Source organism: Pseudomonas sp. B6001 (assembly GCF_013386015.1).
Classification (GTDB): Bacteria; Pseudomonadota; Gammaproteobacteria; order Pseudomonadales; family Pseudomonadaceae; genus Aquipseudomonas.
Genome location: NZ_JACAOX010000037.1, coordinates 1 through 17,782, shown reverse-complemented (window position 1 = coordinate 17,782; position 17,782 = coordinate 1). Strand labels below are relative to the sequence as shown.

Below are 17,782 nucleotides of genomic sequence, written 5' to 3'. Positions count from 1 at the left end.
CACTCCGAGCCTAAGCGAGGAGCCGAGTGGTTGGGGCAAGAGCGTTTTGCTTACTTTTGCGCTTTTCAAAAGTGAGCCGCTGTAAGAGCGGAACCATAAGCGGCCGTTACCGCAGCAACAGATATGTCCACCACACCCGCCACCACCGATCAAACACCCCTTGCGACCCCCCAATTTCTTTGCTAGCTTCTTACAAAATGTTAACGATAACATTTGCTCTAAAAATAAAAACAAAACAGAGATCCCCACCATGAAAATGCTTCCGAAAACCCTGTGTTTGTTGGCTCTGAGCATCAATCTTGGCACCGCTGGCCTGGCACTGGCCGACACCAAACCCGCCCCCATCCGCATCGGCGCGTCCTTCCAGGAAATCAACAACCCTTACTTCGTCACCATGAAAGACGCCCTGCAGGAAGCCGGGGCGACCATCGGTGCGCAGTTGATCATCACCGACGCCCGCCACGACGTGTCCAAACAGGTCAGCGACGTCGAAGACATGCTGCAAAAAGGCATCGACATCCTGCTGATTAACCCCACCGATTCCGTCGGCGTGCAATCAGCCGTCAAATCCGCCCACGCCGCCGGCGTAGTCGTGGTCGCCGTCGACGCCCAGGCCGAAGGCCCACTGGACTCCTTCGTCGGCTCGAAGAACTTCGACGCCGGCTTCCAGGCCTGCGAATACCTGGCCAAGAACATCGGGGACAAGGGCAATATCGCCATCCTCGACGGCATCGCCGTGGTACCGATCCTGGAGCGCGTGCGCGGTTGCAAGGAGGCCGTGGCCAAGCACCCGGACATCAAGATCGTGAGCATCCAGAACGGCAAGCAGGAACGTGACCAGGCGCTGACCGTCACCGAAAACATGCTGCAGGCCCAGCCCACCCTCAAGGGCATTTTCAGCGTCAATGACAACGGCTCCCTCGGCGCACTCTCGGCCATCGAAGCCAGTGGCCTGGATGTCAAGCTGGTGAGCGTCGACGGCGCGCCGGAAGCGATCAAGGCCATCCAGAAACCCGGCAGCAAATTCATCGCCACCTCCGCGCAATACCCCCGTGACCAGATCCGCCTGGCCCTGGGCATCGCCCTGGCCAAGAAGTGGGGCTCGCAAGTGCCGGCCACAATCCCGGTGGACATCACCCTGATTGACCAGGCCAAGGCCAAGGATTTCAGTTGGTAAAACACCCAGGCCCCACGCCAGGCGTGGGGCACAGGTCATCCATCTGAATATGAGGTCGGCGGTATGAGCAGTCTTCTGAAGCTGGAAAATATCTGTAAGCGCTACCCGGGGGTGCAAGCCCTCAAGGCGATCAACCTGGAAGTGCAGCGCGGCGAGATTCATGCCTTGCTCGGGGAAAACGGTGCAGGCAAATCGACCTTGATGAAGATCCTTGGCGGGGTCGAGCACCAGGACGAAGGGCAGATCCTGATCGACGGCGAGGCTCGGCAGTTCGCGACGTATCGTGATGCGATTGCCGCCGGCATCGGCATTGTGTTCCAGGAATTCAGCCTGATTCCCTACCTCACGGCGGTGGAAAATATTTTCCTCGGCCATGAGCTGAGCAACCGTTTTGGCCTGTTGCGCAAGCGCGAAATGGTCGAGGCCAGCGAGGCGTTGTTCAAGCGCCTCGGTGTCAGTATTGACCTGCAATGCGCGGTCAGGCACCTGAGCGTGGCCGAGCAGCAATTCGTCGAGATCGCCAAGGCCCTGGCCCTGGACGCTCGGCTGCTGGTGCTCGACGAACCCACCGCCACCCTCACGCCGAGCGAAGCCGAGCTGCTGTTCGAAATCATGCGTGAACTCAAGCGCCAGGGGGTGGCGGTGATTTTTATTTCCCACCACCTGGAGGAGATTTTCCAGGTCTGCGACCGCATCAGCGTGCTGCGCGACGGCGGCAATGTGGGCGTCACCGATGTGGCCGACAGCGATATCGACCGCTTGGTGGAAATGATGGTCGGGCGGCGCCTGGAGTGCAGTTTTCCGCCCAAGCCCACCGCCGCACGCGGGCCGCTGCTGCTGGAGGTCAAGGACATCCAGTTGGTGCGCAACGGCCCCCATAACCACTTTGAATTGCACAAGGGAGAGATTCTCGGCTTTGCCGGCCTGGTGGGTTCCGGGCGTACCGAATTGGCGCTGGGCATGATGGGCGCGCTGCCGTCGGTGAGCAAAGACGTGTGGCTGCGGGGTGAACAAATCACCCTCGACGACCCGGCCCAGGCCTTGGCCCATGGCATCGGCCTGCTGCCGGAAAGCCGCAAGACCGAAGGGCTGATCACCGATTTCAGCATTCGCGAAAACATCTCGCTCAACAACCTGCCCAAATACCAGAACGCCAGCGGCCTGATCGACAAGGACAAGGAATGCGCCAGCGTTGAAGCGCTGATGCGCCAGCTGTCGATCAAGGCCCCCAGCGGCGAGAGCCGGGTGTTCAACCTCAGCGGCGGCAACCAGCAGAAAGTCGTGATTGCCCGCTGGATCAACCATCACTGCGACGTGCTGGTGTTCGACGAACCCACCCGTGGCATCGACGTCGGTGCCAAGGCGCAGATCTACGCACTGATGCGCAGCCTCACCGAACAGGGCTACGCAATCATCATGATTTCCTCGGAACTGCCGGAAGTCATCGGCATGTGCGACCGCGTCGCGGTGTTCCACAAGGGCGCCATCGTCAAAGTACTGGAAGCGTCTGCCGTCAATCCTCAAGAGGTCATGCGCCATGCAACAGGGGGCTCAAGTGAATACGTCCATTAATGCCGTGGTGCCTGGCCGGCTGCGCCTGAACCTGGCGCGGCTGATTCGCTCACCGGCGTTCTATCCCTTTGTCGGGCTGCTGGTGGTGACGTTGGTGATGATCTTCGCCAGCGATAACTTCCTGACGGCCAACAACCTGTCGAACATCGCGCGCCAGGTGTCGATCAACGCGATTATCGCGGTGGGCATGACCTGCGTGATTCTCACCGGCGGCATCGATTTGTCGGTGGGGCCGGTGATGGCGTTGTCCGGCACCTTGACCGCCGGCTTGATGGTCGCCGGCTTGCCGCCGGGCCTGGCGATTGGCGCCGGGATGCTGGTCGGCGTGGCGTTCGGCATCGGCAATGGCCTGTTCGTCGCCTACCTGCACATGCCGCCGATCATCGTCACCCTGGCGACCATGGGCATCGCCCGCGGGTTCGGCCTGATGTACACCGACGGCTATCCGATTTCCGGTTTGCCGGAGTGGTTCGGCTTCTTTGGCCGCGAAAGCCTGTTCGGTATTTCGGTGCCGATCCTGATCATGCTGGTGACGTACCTGGCGGCCTATGTGCTGCTGCAGCACACCCGCATCGGCCGCTATATCTACGCGATCGGCGGCAACGAGGAAGCGGTACGCCTGTCCGGCGTGCGGGCGGCGCGCTTCAAATTGCTGGTGTATGGCATCAGCGGTTTGACCGCCGCGATTGCCGGGCTGGTGCTGACCTCACGCTTGATGAGCGGCCAGCCGAATGCCGGGGTGTCGTTCGAACTCGATGCGATTGCCGCGGTGGTCCTGGGCGGCGCCTCGATTGCCGGTGGGCGCGGGGTAATCGTCGGCACCTTGCTCGGCGCCATGCTGCTGGGGGTGTTGAACAACGGCTTGAACATGCTCGGGGTCTCGCCCTATGTCCAGAGCGTGATCAAGGGCGGGATCATTTTGCTGGCGATCTTTATCAGCCGTCAGCGCCACAAGTAAACCGGTTATCTCCACGCGGCCATGGTGGCCGCGATGGGTTCTCTCATGCTCAAGAAAGGTCCGCACATCATGGAAAAGCACAACCAAATGCAAGCCGTCGTCTGCCACGGCCCGAAAGACTACCGCCTGGAACGCATCAGCAAACCCCAGGCGCGGGTCAATGAACTGGTGATTCGCATCGCCGCCTGCGGCATCTGCGCCAGTGACTGCAAATGCCACTCGGGCGCCGCGATGTTCTGGGGCGGCGACAACCCGTGGGTCAAGGCCCCGGTGGTGCCGGGGCACGAGTTCTTTGGCTACGTGGTGGAAGCGGGCGAGGGCGCCGAGGAGCACTTTGAGGTGAAGGTCGGCGACAAGGTGATCGCCGAGCAGATCGTGCCATGTGGCAAGTGCCGCTTCTGCAAGTCCGGCAAGTACTGGATGTGCGAGGTGCACAACATCTTCGGCTTCCAGCGTGAAGTCGCCGAGGGTGGCATGGCCCAGTACATGCGTATTCCCAAGACTGCCAACGTGCACAAGATTCCGGAGTCGGTGTCCCTGGAAGATTCGGCGCTGATCGAGCCGATGTCCTGCGCGATTCACACCGTCAACCGCGGTGAGATCCAGCTGGATGACGTGCTGGTTATTGCTGGTGCCGGCACCCTGGGCCTGTGCATGGTGCAGGTGGCAGCGCTAAAAACGCCGAAGAAACTGGTGGTGATCGACATGGTCGACGAGCGCCTGGAACTGGCGAAGCAGTACGGTGCCGACGTGGTGATCAACCCGTCCCGGGATAACGCCCGGGAGATCATCAATAGCCTGACCGACAACTACGGCTGCGACGTGTACATCGAAACCACCGGCGTACCGGCGGGCGTTACCCAGGGCCTGGACTTGATCCGCAAGCTCGGGCGGTTTGTCGAGTTCAGCGTGTTTGGCGCCGAGACCAGCGCCGACTGGTCGATCATCGGCGACCGCAAGGAGCTGGACGTACGCGGTGCGCACCTGGGGCCGTATTGCTACCCGGTGGCCATCGACTTGTTCGAGCGTGGCCTGGTGACGTCCAAGGGCATCGTGACCCATGACTTCGGGCTGGACAGCTGGGCCGAAGCGTTTGAGCTGGCCAACTCGACCAAGTCGATCAAGGTGCTGCTGAAGCCGGTGCTCTGAGATGAACTACGTAATGGGTGTGGACATCGGCACGCAAAGCACCAAGGCGCTGCTGGTGGATGCGGACGGCCTGATCATCGCCCAGCACAGCCAGGGGTATCGCGTGGATACCCCGAAAGTGCGCTGGGCCGAGCAGTGGCCGCAGGTCTGGCTGGATGCGGTGGAGGCCTGCGTCGCCCAGTGCATGGCGAAGGCCGGCGTGGCGAAAGAGCAGGTCAAGGCGCTGTGCATCAGCAGCCTGTATGGCGGCTCCGGAATTGCTGTGGACGCGCAGATCACGCCGCTGCACCCGTGCCTGATCTGGATGGACCGGCGCGCGGGCGAGCAGGTGGAGTGGGTGCGCGAGCATGTGGACCTGGAGCGGCTGTTCGCGATTACCGGTAACTCGGTGGACAGCTACTACGGCTTCACCAAGATGCTCTGGCTCAAGCAACACCAGCCGCAGGTGTGGGCCAACACCCGTTACCTGCTGCCGCCCAACAGCTACATCAACTGGTGCCTGACCGGCGAGTTGGCAGTGGATCACAGCAGTGCCGGCAATATCGGTGGCGTCTACGATGTGGCGCAACGCGGCTGGTCGGCCGAGATGCTGGCGGCGCTTGGGATTCCGTTGGCGATGATGCCGGAGCGCTTGCTGTATTCCGGTGAAGTGGTCGGCGGGTTGCTCGAGGAATGGGCACAGCGATTGGGCTTGCAGGCGGGCACGCCGATTTTGGCCGGGGGGGTGGACGCGGCCATGGCCACATTGGCGGCCGGAGTGACGCGACCGGGCAATCACGTGGCGATGATTGGCACCAGCATGTGTTGGGGTTATCTCAATCAGCAGGTGGACGCGCGTCATGGCCTGGTGAGCATGCCCCACGTCTATAACGGCCATCAGGACCTGTACATCTTCGGCGGTGCGATTACCGCCGGGGCGTCGGTGAGCTGGTTTCGCGAGCAGTTCTGCCAGGCCGAAGAGCAGCAGGCCAGGGAGACCGGCCAGGACAGTTTGTGGCTGCTGGAGCAGAGCGCCGAGAAGATCCCGGCGGGCAGTGAAGGGCTGTTGTTCCTGCCGTATCTCATGGGCGAACGCAGCCCGGTGTGGGATGACCGAGCCAGCGGCAGCTTTGTCGGGCTGAACCTGTATCACAGCCGGATCCACCTGTACCGCGCGGTGCTCGAAGGGGTGAGTTTTGCCCTGCGGCACAATATCGAAGCGGGCACCCGTGGGGCGCATTCCCTTGATCCACGGCTGATTGTGGTGGGTGGGGCGAGCCATTCGGATTTGTGGATGCAGATTATTGCGGACATTACCCATTACCCGGTCTACACCATTGTGCAAGAGGTGGAGGCAGCACTGGGCGCGGCGTTGTTGGCGGCCCATGCGGTGGGGGTGGTGAATGACCGGCAGATGGAGAAAGGTTGGGTGCAGTTGGAGCTGCGGGCGGAGCCGGAGGCGGGGAATGTCGGGGTGTATGACCGGGCGTTTGCCCGCTATCTGGAGCTGTATCCGGCCTTGAAACCGGTGATGCACAGCTTGCAATTGAATTAAGCGAACACTGATCCAAATGTGGGAGCGGGCTTGCTCGCGAATACGGTGTATCAGTGCCGGATTTATTGCCTGACCCACCGCATTCGCGAGCAAGCCCGCTCCCACATGGGATCTCCATCGTTTTAGAGATCGTGAACCATGAACGCTATTTTTGACTTCACCAAGCAGCGCATCCTCGTCACCGGCGCCAGCAGCGGCATCGGCCGGGAAATTGCCCTCCAACTGATCGCCAGCGGCGCCCAGGTTTTCGCCCTGGGCCGCGACGCTCAGGCCCTGGCCCAGCTCGGTTGCGAAACCCTGTGCCTGGACATCGCCAACAGCGCCGCCCTGGACCTGGCCCTGCAAGGCCTGCCGCCGATGCATGGACTGGTCAACTGCGCCGGCATTTCCCGCCTGGAACCCGCCGCGGCCATCAGCGCCGAAGCCTTCGACCAGGTGATGAATGTCAACGCCCGCGCCGCGGCCCAGGTCGCCAGCCGTATCGCTGCGGCGATGATTGAAGCGAAGATTCCCGGCAGCATCGTCAACGTCTCAAGCCAGGCCTCACTGGTAGCCCTGGACGATCACCTCGGCTACTGCGCCTCCAAGGCCGCACTGGACGCCATCACCCGCGTGCAATGCGCCGAATGGGGCCGCTTCGGAATTCGCGTCAACAGCGTCAACCCCACCGTCACCCTCACGCCCATGGCACAGATGGCCTGGTCGGCGCCCGCCAAGCGCGACCCGGCATTGGCGGCGATTCCCCTGGGGCGATTTGCCGAAACGGCGGAAGTGGCCCTGCCGGTGTTATTCCTGCTGAGCGATGCCGCCAGCATGATCAGCGGCGTCAGCCTGCCGATCGACGGCGGCTACACCAGCCGCTAGCCGTTCTCCAGCTTGCCGGCGATCACCACCTTGTCCCGCGGTTTGTGCGGGTCTTCGAGACGATCCAGCAGCAGCCGCACCGCGCTGCTGCCGGCCAGTGACGCGTCGTGGGCCACGCAGGCAATCGGCACGCCGAAGATATCGGCGAAGGGCAGGCGGTCGATGCCGCAGATGGTCAGGCTGTCGTGGGGGATGTTGTGCATGCGCAGCGCACGCAGCGCGCCGAGGGTGATCAACTGGTTGAAGCCCATGATCGCGTCCGGCGCCGAGTGCTCGGCCAGGTAGTCGAGGGTGTGCAGGTAGGAGGGCATCAGCGTGTAGTCACCGGCACACACTTCAACGTGCACCTGAGGGTGCTCGGCCAGGACTTCTTTCAGGCCCTTGAGGCGTTCCATGGTGATGCGCGAATGCTCGGGCCCGGTCAGCACCAGCAGGCGCTTGAGGTTCGGGGTTTGCCGCACCAGGTAGTGCGCCGCCTCGATGCCGCTGTGATAGTTGTCCAGCACCACGCGGCTGAAGGGGCTGTCGTGAATCGTGCGATCGAGCAGCACCACCGGCGTCTTGCCGTTACCCAGGCGCTCCAGATAGTCCGGCTGGTAGCTGGGCTCGTCGGAGACCGGCGACAGGATGATCCCCGCCACGCGGTAGCCCAGCAGCGTGTCGACTGCCTTGCTTTCCAGTTCTTCCAGTTCGTCGGTGTCCACCAGCATGATGGTGTAGCCGTGCTTTTTCGCCTCGCGGGAAATCGCCTTGATCATCTCGCTGTAGAAGGGGTTGTCGACCGAAGCGGTGATCACGCCGATGATCAGGCTTTCACTGCGCTTGAGCCCGCGGGCAAAGGCGTTGGGCACATAGTCCAGCTCCCGCGCCACTTCGAGAATCCGCGCCAGGGTGGCGGGCTTGACCAGGTCGGGTTTGCTCAGCGCCCGGGACACCGTGATGGTGGTCATGTTGACCCGTTTGGCGATGTCGCTGATGGTGACGGACTTTTTCTTGTTCATCGGCAGGGGGGAACCAGGAGAAAACAACCTGAGGCTACCATGGGCACGGCTTCAAATCACCGGATCCCAGCGCTGCGACCAATCCTTTTCGGCCTCCACCACCGCCCGCAGCAACCCCAGCGCCTGCTGCAAAACCGCCGAATCGCGCTCGCGGGAATACACCAGGTACGTCGGGAAGCTGAACTCCGGCGCCTTGGGAACCCGCTCCATCACGCCGCTGTCCAGGTAGCTCTGCACCACCCGCGTGCGGAAATACCCGGCACCGCCGTTTTCCAGGATGTACTGCAACGCCAGTGGCCCCAGATTGAAACTCAGGGCTGCGCGGGCCTTGTCCGGCAGTGCGGCGTCGTGCTGCTGGCGAAAGCCCTGGCCCCAGTCGATATACACGTAGGGCTCGGGCCGGGCGGCCAGTTGCACCAGGATCAGTTTTTCTTCCAGCACCTGCTCTACCTGCAACCCCGGCCAGTATTGCGGCTGGAACACCAGCGCGGCGTCCAGCACCCCCAGTTCCAGCTGGCGCAACAGGTACTCGCCTTCGCGAGTCTCGGTGCGCAAAGCATGGCCGGGGATGTGTTCACGCAAGGCCTGGGCCCAGCCGAGCATCAGCGGGTTGCACAGGCTGACTTCGCCACCGATGTGCAGCACGTTGCGGTAGCCATCGGGTAATGGCAGGTCGCGGCGTGCGGCTTCCCAGGTCTGGACAAGCTGGTTGGCGTAGACCACGAACGCCTCGCCGTCCGGGGTCAGGCGGGCACCGGCGCGGTTGCGCACGAACAGGGTACTGTTGAGCTGGCTTTCGAGGTTTTTGACCCGGGCGGTGATTGCCGTCTGGGTGACGTGCAGTTTCTCGGCCGCCGCGGCGAGGCTGCCGCAGCGGGTGATTTCGAGGAAGGTGCGTGCCAGTTCGATGTCCATAAGGGCCCCTTGGAGAATAGGGGTCATTGTAGGGGCTGATGACTGGAATGCGGGCAAAAAATGTGGGAGCGGGCTTGCTCGCGAAGGCGGTGTATCAGTCAAGATACCCGGTGACTGATACACCGCCTTCGCGAGCAAGCCCGCTCCCACAGTTTGATTGTATTTCAGGTTGGGGTTTTGGGTGTTTGCAGGTGCTGGGTCGGGAAAGCCCTGGCATAAACCTGGCAAACCTTCAGCACCTGCTCATCCGCAAACCGCGCCCCCACCACATGCAGCCCCACCGGCAACCCATTGGCCGCCAACCCACACGGCACCGACGCCGCCGGTTGCTGGGTCAGGTTGAAGGGATAGGTAAACGGCGTCCACTCCATCCATTCCCCTAGTCCCGAACCCGGCGGCACATTGTGCCCGGCCTCGAACGCGGTGATCGGCATCATCGGCGAAACCAGCACATCGTAATGCTCATGGAATGCCGCCATGCGCGCCACGAGCGCTGCCCGTGCTTCCAGCGCAGCGCTGTAATCGCTGAGGCTGATCTGCTCGCCCAGTCGGGCAATGCGCAGCAACCCCGGGTCCATCAATTGCCGCTGGGCATCGCTCAACGGCCCGGCCAGGCGTGCTGCACCGGCAAACCATAAAGTATTGAACACCTCCAGCGGATCACTGAACCCCGGATCAATCTGTTCAACCTGCGCGCCCAGCTGCACCAGGCCTTCTACCGCCTGGGCGACCACCCTGGCCACTTGCGGGTCCACATCGACATAACCGAAGTTCGGGCTATAGGCGATACGCAGCCCCTTCAAATCAGCCCCGGCGTGCAACCATGGCGTGGTCCGGGGCGCGCCGATCCAGCCATCCCGCGCATCCGGCTGGGCGATGGTTTGCAGCATCAGCACCGAGTCTTCCACGGTGCGGGTCATCGGCCCCAGGTGAGACAAAATGGTCATCGAACTGGCCGGCCATTGCGGCACGTAACCGAAAGTCGGCTTGATGCCGAAGGTGCCGGTGAAGGCACAGGGGATCCGGATCGAGCCGCCGGCATCGCTGCCCTGGTGCAGCACGCCGAGGTTCAAGGCCGCCGCCGCACCGGCACCACCGGACGAACCGCCCGCCGTCATGCGCGTGTCCCACGGGTTGCGGGTAATGCCATACAGCGGGTTATCGGTGACGCCTTTCCAGCCGAATTCCGGTGTGGTGGTCTTGCCCAGCAATACCGCGCCGGCCTTGCGCATGAAGGCCGAGAAGGGCGCATCCACATCCCATCGACCCTCGGCGGATGTGGTACGCGAACCCTTGCGCGTCGGCATGCCGATGGTCTGCGTCAGGTCCTTGATGGAGGAGGGCACACCGTCCAGGGCCCCGCACGGCTGGCCCTTGAGCCAGCGCTGTTCCGAATTCCGCGCCGCCTTCAAGGCGCCTTCAGGGTCGACGTGGCAGTAGGCGTTGACCGCCGGGTTGTAGCGTTCGATCCGCAGCAATGCGTCTTCGGTGACCTCCACTGGCGACAGGCTTTTATCCCGATAGCGGGCCAGCAGCTCAACTGCGGTCAGGTTGGCGATATCCGTCATGCCGCTTGACCTCCTTGCGCCGCGTTGACCATGGCCCGCAGCAACACCGCGCAGCCCGCCGCCAGGTCATCCGGCGCGGCGTTCTCGATTTCGTTATGGCTGATGCCGCCTTCGCACGGCACAAAGATCATTCCGGCCGGGCCCAGTTCGGCGACGAAGATCGCGTCATGCCCGGCGCCGCTGACGATGTCCATATGGCTCAGGCCCAGGCTGCTCGCGCCATCACGCACGGCGTTGACACAGGCAGGGTTGAAATCCAGCGGCGGGAAGTCGGCAGTAGGCGTCAGTTCAAAGCTCAGGCCGTGTTGCTCGGCCGTCGCTTCGATCACCTGGCGCACTTCGTCGACCATCGCTTGCAGCTTGTCGGCGTGCAGGTGGCGCAGGTCGATGGTCATGTGCACCTGGCCGGGAATCACGTTGCGTGAGCCGGGACGCAGGCTCAGGCAACCGACGGTGCCGCAGGCATGGGGTTGTTGTTCGTGGGCGATGCGATTCACCGCGCTGACCACTTGCGCCGCGCCTACCAGTGCGTCCTTGCGCAGGTGCATCGGCGTCGGGCCGGCATGGGCTTCGACGCCGGTGAGGGTCAGGTCAAACCACTTCTGGCCGAGGCAGCCCATGACCACGCCGATGGTGGTGGCCTGGTCTTCCAGCACCGGGCCCTGTTCGATATGCGCCTCGAAATAGGCCCCCACCGGATGGCCCAGCACGGCGCGGGAGCCGGCGTAGCCGATGCGCTGCAATTCGGCGCCCACCGACAGCCCTTGCTCGTCCTGCTTGTCGAGGGTTTCCTGCAGGTCGAACTTACCGGCGAACACCCCGGAACCCATCATGCACGGCGGGAATCGCGAGCCTTCTTCGTTGGTCCACACCACCACTTCAATCGGTGATTCGGTCTCGATGTTCAAATCATTGAGGGTGCGGATCACTTCCAGGCCGGCCATCACGCCGTAGCAACCGTCGAACTTGCCGCCGGTAGGCTGGGTGTCGATATGGCTGCCGGTCATCACCGGCGCCAGTGCCGGATTACGCCCGGCACGGCGGGCAAAGATATTGCCGATGGCGTCGACGCTGACGCTGCATCCGGCGGCTTCGCACCATTGCACGAACAGGTCGCGGGCCTGGCGGTCGAGGTCGGTAAGGGCCAGGCGGCACACGCCGCCCTTGGGGGTGGCGCCGAGGCGGGCGAGGTCCATCAGCGATTGCCACAGGCGCTCGCGGTTGATCAGCGGGGCGTTGCTCTGGAGCGGTTGCGCAAAACTATTCATCAGCAGTCTCCGGTCAGGCACTCAGGGCCAGGTAACGGTTCTTGATCGTCGGGTCGGCGCGGAAGGCTTCGGCACTGCCTTCGTACACCACACGGCCCTGTTCGAGGACGTAATGGCGGTCGGCGAGCTTGTCGCAGACCATCAGGTTCTGTTCCACCAGCAGCACCGGCAGGCCGTCTTCCTTGACCTTGCGCAGGATCTTCACCAGCTCGTCGACGATCACCGGCGCGAGGCCTTCGGTGGGCTCATCGAGGATCAGCAGCTTGGGATCGTTGAGCAGCGCGCGGGCGATGGCGAGCATCTGTTGCTCACCGCCGGACAGCGCGTGGCCGGCGTTCTTGCGGCGCTCCCTGAGGCGCGGGAACATGCCGTACACGTCTTCCATCTGCCAGCGGCTGGTCTTGCGCACGGCAATGCGCAGGTTTTCCTCCACCGTGAGCAGGCGGAAAATCCCGCGGTTCTCCGGCACCAGCGCCAGGCCCTGGCGGGCGATTTCGAAGATTTTCTGCCCCACCAGCGGCTGGCCGTTGAAGTGAATCTGGCCCTGGCGCGGGCAGATGATCCCGAGGATGCTGCGCAGGGTGGTGGTCTTGCCAGCGCCGTTGCGCCCCAGCAGGGTCACCAGTTCGCCGGGATTGACGGTCAGGGACACGCCTTCAAGGACGTGGCTCTTGTCGTAGTAGGAGTGGATATTGTCGACGGTCAGCATCAGGCGGCTTCTCCCAGGTAGGCGGTGCGCACGCGCTCGTCGGCGCGCACGAATTCCGGTGTGCCTTCCACCAGGATCTGGCCGTGGCTCATCACGGTGATGCGTTGGCTGATGGACATGACGATGCTCATGTTGTGCTCGATCAGCAGCACGGTATGGTCGCGGCCGAGGTCGCTGATCAGTTGGGTCATGATCGGGATGTCGTCGATGCCCATGCCCGAGGTGGGTTCGTCGAGCATCAGCAGCTTGGGTCTGGAGCAGATCGACATGCCGACTTCCAGCACCCGCTGCTGGCCGTGGGACAACTCGCCGGCCAGGGTGTCGGCGCGGGCGGTGAGTTGCAGGCGTTCCAGCACCTGGTCGGCCATTTCCAGGTGTTCGCGCTTGCTGTCGACCCGGCGCCAGAAGTTCAGGGCGCGGGCTCCGTCGCGGCCCTGGGCGGCCAGGCGCAGGTTTTCGCGCACGCTGAGGTTCTGGAACAGGCTGGTGAGCTGGAACGAGCGCGCCATGCCCAGGCCGACGCGGCCGTGGGCCGGTTTGCGCATCAGGTTCTTGCCATCGAAATGAATTGCTCCGGCGGTGGCCTGGCGTTCGCCGGTCAGGCAGTGGAACAGGCTGGTCTTGCCCGCGCCATTGGGGCCGATGATGGTGTGGATGGTGCCGGCTTCGACCTTGAGGTTGACACCGTTCACCGCGTGGAACGCACCGTAGGCCAGTTCCAGGTTCTTGGTTTCCAGCAGGATGCTCATGACAGCTTCTCCTTGGTCACAACGTCGGCCTTGCGGCTGCCGCGCACACGGTCGAACAGGGTCGACAGACCACCCCACAAACCGCCGCGCATGAAGATCACCACCAGGATCAGGATCACCCCCAGCAGCATCAGCCAGCGCGGCCACAGATCGGAAAGGAAGTCCCCCAGCAGCACGATGGAACCGGCGCCCAGCAACGAGCCGAACAGCGAGCCGGTGCCGCCGACGATGGTCATGATCAGGATGTTCTCGGACATCGCCAGGTCGATATTCGACAGCGGCACAAAGTGCAGCAGCATCGCGTACAGCGCCCCGGCAATCCCGGTGACGGCGCCGGACAACACGAACACCAGGATCTTGAAGTGGCGGGTGTCATAGCCGATGGCCGAAGCGCGGGTTTCGTTTTCGCGAATCGCCATCAGCGTGCTGCCGAACGGCGAGGCGATCACCCGGCGGGCGCCGATGAAGATCAGCAGGAACAGCACCGCGACAAACCCGTAGAACGCGCGGGCGTCGGTCAGCGACAGCAGCACGGTGTCACCGATGCGGATTTCCGGGCGCGGCACGCTGAGCAGGCCGTTGTCACCGCCGGTCCAGTCGCTCAGGGTGTAGGCGACGAAGTAGGCCATCTGGCTGAAGGCCAGGGTCAGCATCACGAAGTAAATGCCGGTGCGGCGGATCGCCAGGGCGCCCACCAGGAAAGCCAGGAAACCACCGGCGACGGCGGCACCCAGCAGTGCGCTGAACAGCCCCAGTTGCAGGTGAATCATCAACAGCGCCGCGCAGTAGGCGCCGGCCCCGAAGAAGATGCCTTGGCCGAACGACAGCAGCCCGGTGTAACCCAGCAGCAGGTTGCAGGCGAGGGCGGCCATGGCAAAGATCAGGATCTCGGTGGCCAGGGTCGCCGAGGGCAGAATCAACGGCAGGCCGATCAACACCACGAGCACCAACAGCAGCATGTAGCGCGACTGGGGCTTGGCGAATGGCAGGGGGTTTTTTTCGCTCATGTCAGGCTCTCCCGAACAGGCCGTAAGGACGCACCAGGATCACCACGGCCATTGCGCCGTAGATCATCAGGCTCGCGCCCTGGGGCCAGAGTGTGGTCATCAGGCTTTGCACCACGCCGACCAGCAGGCCGCCCACCAGTGCACCGCTGAAGGAACCCATGCCGCCGATCACCACCACCACGAACGCCACGCCGAGGATTTCCGGGCCGACAAAGGGCTGGGCGCCGCGCAACGGGGCGAACAGCACACCGGCGACGCCGGCGAGGGCCACGCCGAGGGCGAAGGTCATGGAGAACAGGCGGAAAATGTTGGTGCCCAGCAGGGACACGGTTTCCGTGCTTTCACTGCCGGCCCGCACCAGGGCGCCGAAGCGCGTGCGTTCCAGCAACAGCCACAGGCCCAGGCCGACGAGGCCGGAGAACACGATCAGGAACAGGCGGTAGTAGGGGTAGACAAAATCGCCCACCACCAGCACCCCGCGCAGCAATTCCGGTACGGCGACACTCTTGCCCACCGGGCCCCAGATCATCACGCTGGCTTCCTGGATGATCAGGGCAATCCCCAGGGTCACCAGAATCTGGAACATGTGCGGCAAGTGATAAATCCGCTGGATCAATAATCGCTCGATCACCCAGGCCAGCGCGGCCACCACCAGCGGCGCAATCAGCAGCGCCAGCCAGAAGCTGCCGGTGAGGCTGACGGCGGTGTAGCAGATGTAGGCACCCAGCAAAAAGAACGCACCGTGGGCGAAGTTGACGAAGTTCAGCAGGCCGAAAATGATCGTCAAGCCGACCGCGATCAGGAAGTAAATCATCCCAAGGCCCAGGCCGTTGAGAATCTGGAACAGGTAAAGATTAAGCATGCAGGAACCCTCGGCAGGCGGCCGCATGAGCGGCGCTGCGCTGTGTCACCAGTAGATTTTCAGCGGATCAGCCGAGCACGCAGCCCGTGGCTTCCACCGGCGGGAACGACTGGCCGGAGCTGAGCACCTTGGCCAGATCGTCCTTGTCGGCCATGTCGCCTGCGGCCTTGCCCACCAGCAGGTAGTAGTCCTTGATCACCTGATGGTCGCCGGCGCGGATCGACTCCTTGCCGGTGGGGCCTTCGTAGCTCAGGCCCTGCATGGCCTTGGCCACGGTCGGCCCGTCGAAACTGCCGGTGGAGATGATGGTTTCGAGCATGACCTTGGTGCTGATGTAGTCGGCGGCCAGCGGGTAGGTGGGGTTGATGCCGTATTTGGCCTTGGTGAGTTTCACCAGGTCACGGTTGAGCGGGGTGTCGACCTGATGCCAGTACTGAGCGCCGAGGTACACACCTTCCAGTACGTCACTGCCCAGCTCCTGGAACTGGTCGAGGCCGGCGGACCACACCAGCAGCACTTTCATGCGCTCCTTGATACCGAAGTTCACCGCCTGGCGCAGGGTGTTGGACGACTGGCTGCCGAAGTTCAGCAGCACCAGCACGTCGGGTTTGGCGGCGATGGCATTGGTCAGGTAGCCGGAGAACTCCTGCTCCTGCAGGGAGTGGTAGCTGTTGCCGGCGTGTTCCAGGCCATGCTCGGCCAGCACCGATTTGGCGCCTTCGAGCAGGGCTTCGCCGAACACGTATTGCGGGGTGATGGTGTACCAGCGCTTGGCGTCGGGCAGCAGCTTGATTAGCGGCACGAGGGTCTCGCGGATCGCGCCGTAGGTCGGCACCGACCAGCGGAACGTGGCGCTGTTGCAGTCCTTGCCGGTGACTTCATCGGCGCCCACCGGGGTCATGAACACGCCACCGGCCTTGCTCACTTCCTTGGCCACCGCGAGTGCCGAAGACGACAGGGTACAGCCCTGGAAAAAGCGTGCGCCGTCCTGCTGGATCGCTTCCTGGACTTTACGCACGGCCTTGCCGGCGTTGCCTTCGGTGTCGATCACTTTGTAGACCAGCGGGCGGCCGAGTAACTCGGGATGCTGTTCCACCGCGAGGCGTGAACCCATGTCGGCAAATTTGCCATAACTGGCAAAGGCGCCAGACATGGACTTGAGGCCGTAAAAGGTAAAAGGCTCGGCGGCGAATGCAGAACGCACGCTCAGCGGGAGGCTGAGGGCGGCGGCTGCGGTGAGACTGGCTTTCAACAACGTACGACGCTGCATGGGGTGACTCCCTGGATTAGTTATTGGCAGGAGTGGCAATGGCGATACGGTGGAGCACGGCCTGTGGGCAGGCCTTTTATTGGTGGAGGGTGCGGCTTAGTGGTTGTGGTCGAACTCCAGCAGAAAGTGCGGGCTGACTTCACCTTCAAGGGCGGTCATGTGGTGTTCGGCGTCGCACATGTGTTCGTGCATCAGGCTGCGTACGGTGGCTTCGTCTTCGGCCCGGAAGGCGATCAGCAGTTGTTTGTGGTAGTCGAGGTTGGCGGCGTCGAATTGCTTGCGCTTGGGTTTGTAGGCTTTTTTCAGCACGACCAGGTCACGCAGCAGGTCGTTGAGGAATTGCGCCATGAAGCTCAGCAGCGGGTTGGGGCAGGCCTTGGCCAGCAGGTTGTGGAATTCCAGTTCGGCGATGCGTTGTTCGCGTTGGCCGGCTTCGCTGTCTTCGGGGGCGCTGCAGAAATCGACGTTGTCCTGGAGGGCGCGGTAGTCGTCTTCGCTCAGGCGGCCCAGGACCGAGACGGCGAGTTCGACTTCGATGACTTTGCGCAGCTGGTAGACCTGCTCGCCGTCCAGGTGCTGGAAGTGCAGGTAGTTGCGCAGGGCGCGGCTGGCGGGTTCGGTGCCGGCCTGGTTGAGATAGGCGCCGCCGCTGGGGCCGGTGCGGGTGTTGACCAGGCCTTCGACTTCCAGCGCCTTGAGGGCTTCGCGGGCGGAGCCTTTGGAGCACTGGAAGCTTTCCATCAGTTCGCGTTCGGTGGGCAAGCGGTCGCCGGGCTTCAGGGCGTCGGTGACGATGGAGCGTTTGACCGACTCGACGATCACGTCGGAGAGCTTCTGGCGTTTGCGGCGCAGCGGGCGGCTTAGCATGGTGTTTGATTGATCCTATTAATGCGGATTAATAGTACTTAATAGGGGTTTGGGGTGGGGCGTCAACGGAGGGGGTCGCTTTTGGTTTGGATGGGTCGTAAATGGTGGGGGTGTGCATATCCGTTTCTTCGGTTATGGCTGATATTGGTTCCGCTCTTACAGCGGCTCACTTTTGAAAAGCGCAAAAGTAAGCAAAACGCTCTTGCCCCACCACTCGGCTCCTCGCTTAGGCTCGGAGTGCCTAAGATCAAAATCAAAAGCTAAAGCGGGCACGGTTCAAATGTGGGAGCTGGCTTGTCGGGTCGCCGCATC

16 protein-coding genes are annotated in these 17,782 nt (G+C 63.0%); 6 read left to right on the top strand and 10 right to left on the bottom strand.

Annotated features, from left to right (window positions below; genetic code table 11):
* Positions 1-250 precede the first annotated feature (250 nt).
* From HX821_RS27985 to HX821_RS27960, 6 genes are all read left to right on the top strand, one after another.
* Positions 251-1,177: a substrate-binding domain-containing protein gene (locus HX821_RS27985; protein WP_003215780.1), complete on the top strand. Its 927-nt coding sequence runs from the start codon at positions 251-253 to the stop codon at positions 1,175-1,177.
* Positions 1,178-1,240: 63 nt separating this feature from the next.
* On the top strand, positions 1,241-2,749 hold the full coding sequence (locus tag HX821_RS27980) for a sugar ABC transporter ATP-binding protein (RefSeq protein ID WP_008430598.1): 1,509 nt from the start codon (positions 1,241-1,243) through the stop codon (positions 2,747-2,749).
* A complete protein-coding gene (locus tag HX821_RS27975; protein ID WP_177037018.1) occupies positions 2,715-3,707 on the top strand; it encodes an ABC transporter permease in 993 nt (330 codons plus the stop codon). The genes HX821_RS27980 and HX821_RS27975 overlap by 35 nt, the downstream gene beginning before the upstream one ends.
* A gap of 69 nt (positions 3,708-3,776) precedes the next feature.
* Entirely contained in the window at positions 3,777-4,856 is a 1,080-nt protein-coding gene (locus HX821_RS27970; protein ID WP_177037016.1) for an alcohol dehydrogenase catalytic domain-containing protein, read from the top strand.
* Position 4,857: 1 nt separating this feature from the next.
* A complete protein-coding gene (locus tag HX821_RS27965) occupies positions 4,858-6,390 on the top strand; it encodes an FGGY-family carbohydrate kinase (protein WP_177037014.1) in 1,533 nt (510 codons plus the stop codon).
* Between the two features lie 138 nt (positions 6,391-6,528).
* Positions 6,529-7,254: an SDR family oxidoreductase gene (locus HX821_RS27960; RefSeq protein ID WP_003215767.1), complete on the top strand. Its 726-nt coding sequence runs from the start codon at positions 6,529-6,531 to the stop codon at positions 7,252-7,254.
* Here HX821_RS27960 and HX821_RS27955 read toward each other — a convergent pair.
* The 10 genes from HX821_RS27955 to HX821_RS27910 form a co-directional block, all read right to left on the bottom strand.
* Positions 7,251-8,255, bottom strand: a complete 1,005-nt coding sequence (locus HX821_RS27955; RefSeq protein WP_177037013.1) for a LacI family DNA-binding transcriptional regulator — start codon at positions 8,253-8,255, stop codon at positions 7,251-7,253. The genes HX821_RS27960 and HX821_RS27955 overlap by 4 nt on opposite strands.
* Before the next feature lie 51 nt (positions 8,256-8,306).
* Positions 8,307-9,170: a LysR family transcriptional regulator gene (locus tag HX821_RS27950; RefSeq protein ID WP_177037011.1), complete on the bottom strand. Its 864-nt coding sequence runs from the start codon at positions 9,168-9,170 to the stop codon at positions 8,307-8,309.
* A 164-nt stretch (positions 9,171-9,334) separates the two neighbouring features.
* On the bottom strand, positions 9,335-10,738 hold the full coding sequence (locus tag HX821_RS27945) for an amidase (protein ID WP_177037009.1): 1,404 nt from the start codon (positions 10,736-10,738) through the stop codon (positions 9,335-9,337).
* Positions 10,735-12,006, bottom strand: coding sequence for a Zn-dependent hydrolase (locus HX821_RS27940; protein ID WP_177037008.1), 1,272 nt, complete (start codon positions 12,004-12,006; stop codon positions 10,735-10,737). The genes HX821_RS27945 and HX821_RS27940 overlap by 4 nt, the downstream gene beginning before the upstream one ends.
* A gap of 13 nt (positions 12,007-12,019) precedes the next feature.
* Positions 12,020-12,715: an ABC transporter ATP-binding protein gene (locus HX821_RS27935; protein WP_003215757.1), complete on the bottom strand. Its 696-nt coding sequence runs from the start codon at positions 12,713-12,715 to the stop codon at positions 12,020-12,022.
* Positions 12,715-13,464, bottom strand: coding sequence for an ABC transporter ATP-binding protein (locus tag HX821_RS27930; RefSeq protein WP_003215756.1), 750 nt, complete (start codon positions 13,462-13,464; stop codon positions 12,715-12,717). The genes HX821_RS27935 and HX821_RS27930 overlap by 1 nt, the downstream gene beginning before the upstream one ends.
* Entirely contained in the window at positions 13,461-14,471 is a 1,011-nt protein-coding gene (locus HX821_RS27925; protein ID WP_177037006.1) for a branched-chain amino acid ABC transporter permease, read from the bottom strand. Before HX821_RS27925 ends, HX821_RS27930 begins: the two co-directional genes overlap by 4 nt.
* Position 14,472: 1 nt before the next feature.
* The gene (locus HX821_RS27920; protein WP_003215751.1) at positions 14,473-15,333 is read right to left on the bottom strand and encodes a branched-chain amino acid ABC transporter permease; all 861 of its coding nucleotides are present in this window, start codon (positions 15,331-15,333) and stop codon (positions 14,473-14,475) included.
* 67 nt (positions 15,334-15,400) lie between these two features.
* Positions 15,401-16,603, bottom strand: a complete 1,203-nt coding sequence (locus HX821_RS27915; protein WP_003215749.1) for an ABC transporter substrate-binding protein — start codon at positions 16,601-16,603, stop codon at positions 15,401-15,403.
* Positions 16,604-16,699: 96 nt separating this feature from the next.
* A complete protein-coding gene (locus tag HX821_RS27910; protein WP_003215747.1) occupies positions 16,700-17,470 on the bottom strand; it encodes a FadR/GntR family transcriptional regulator in 771 nt (256 codons plus the stop codon).
* Positions 17,471-17,782: the final 312 nt, after the last annotated feature.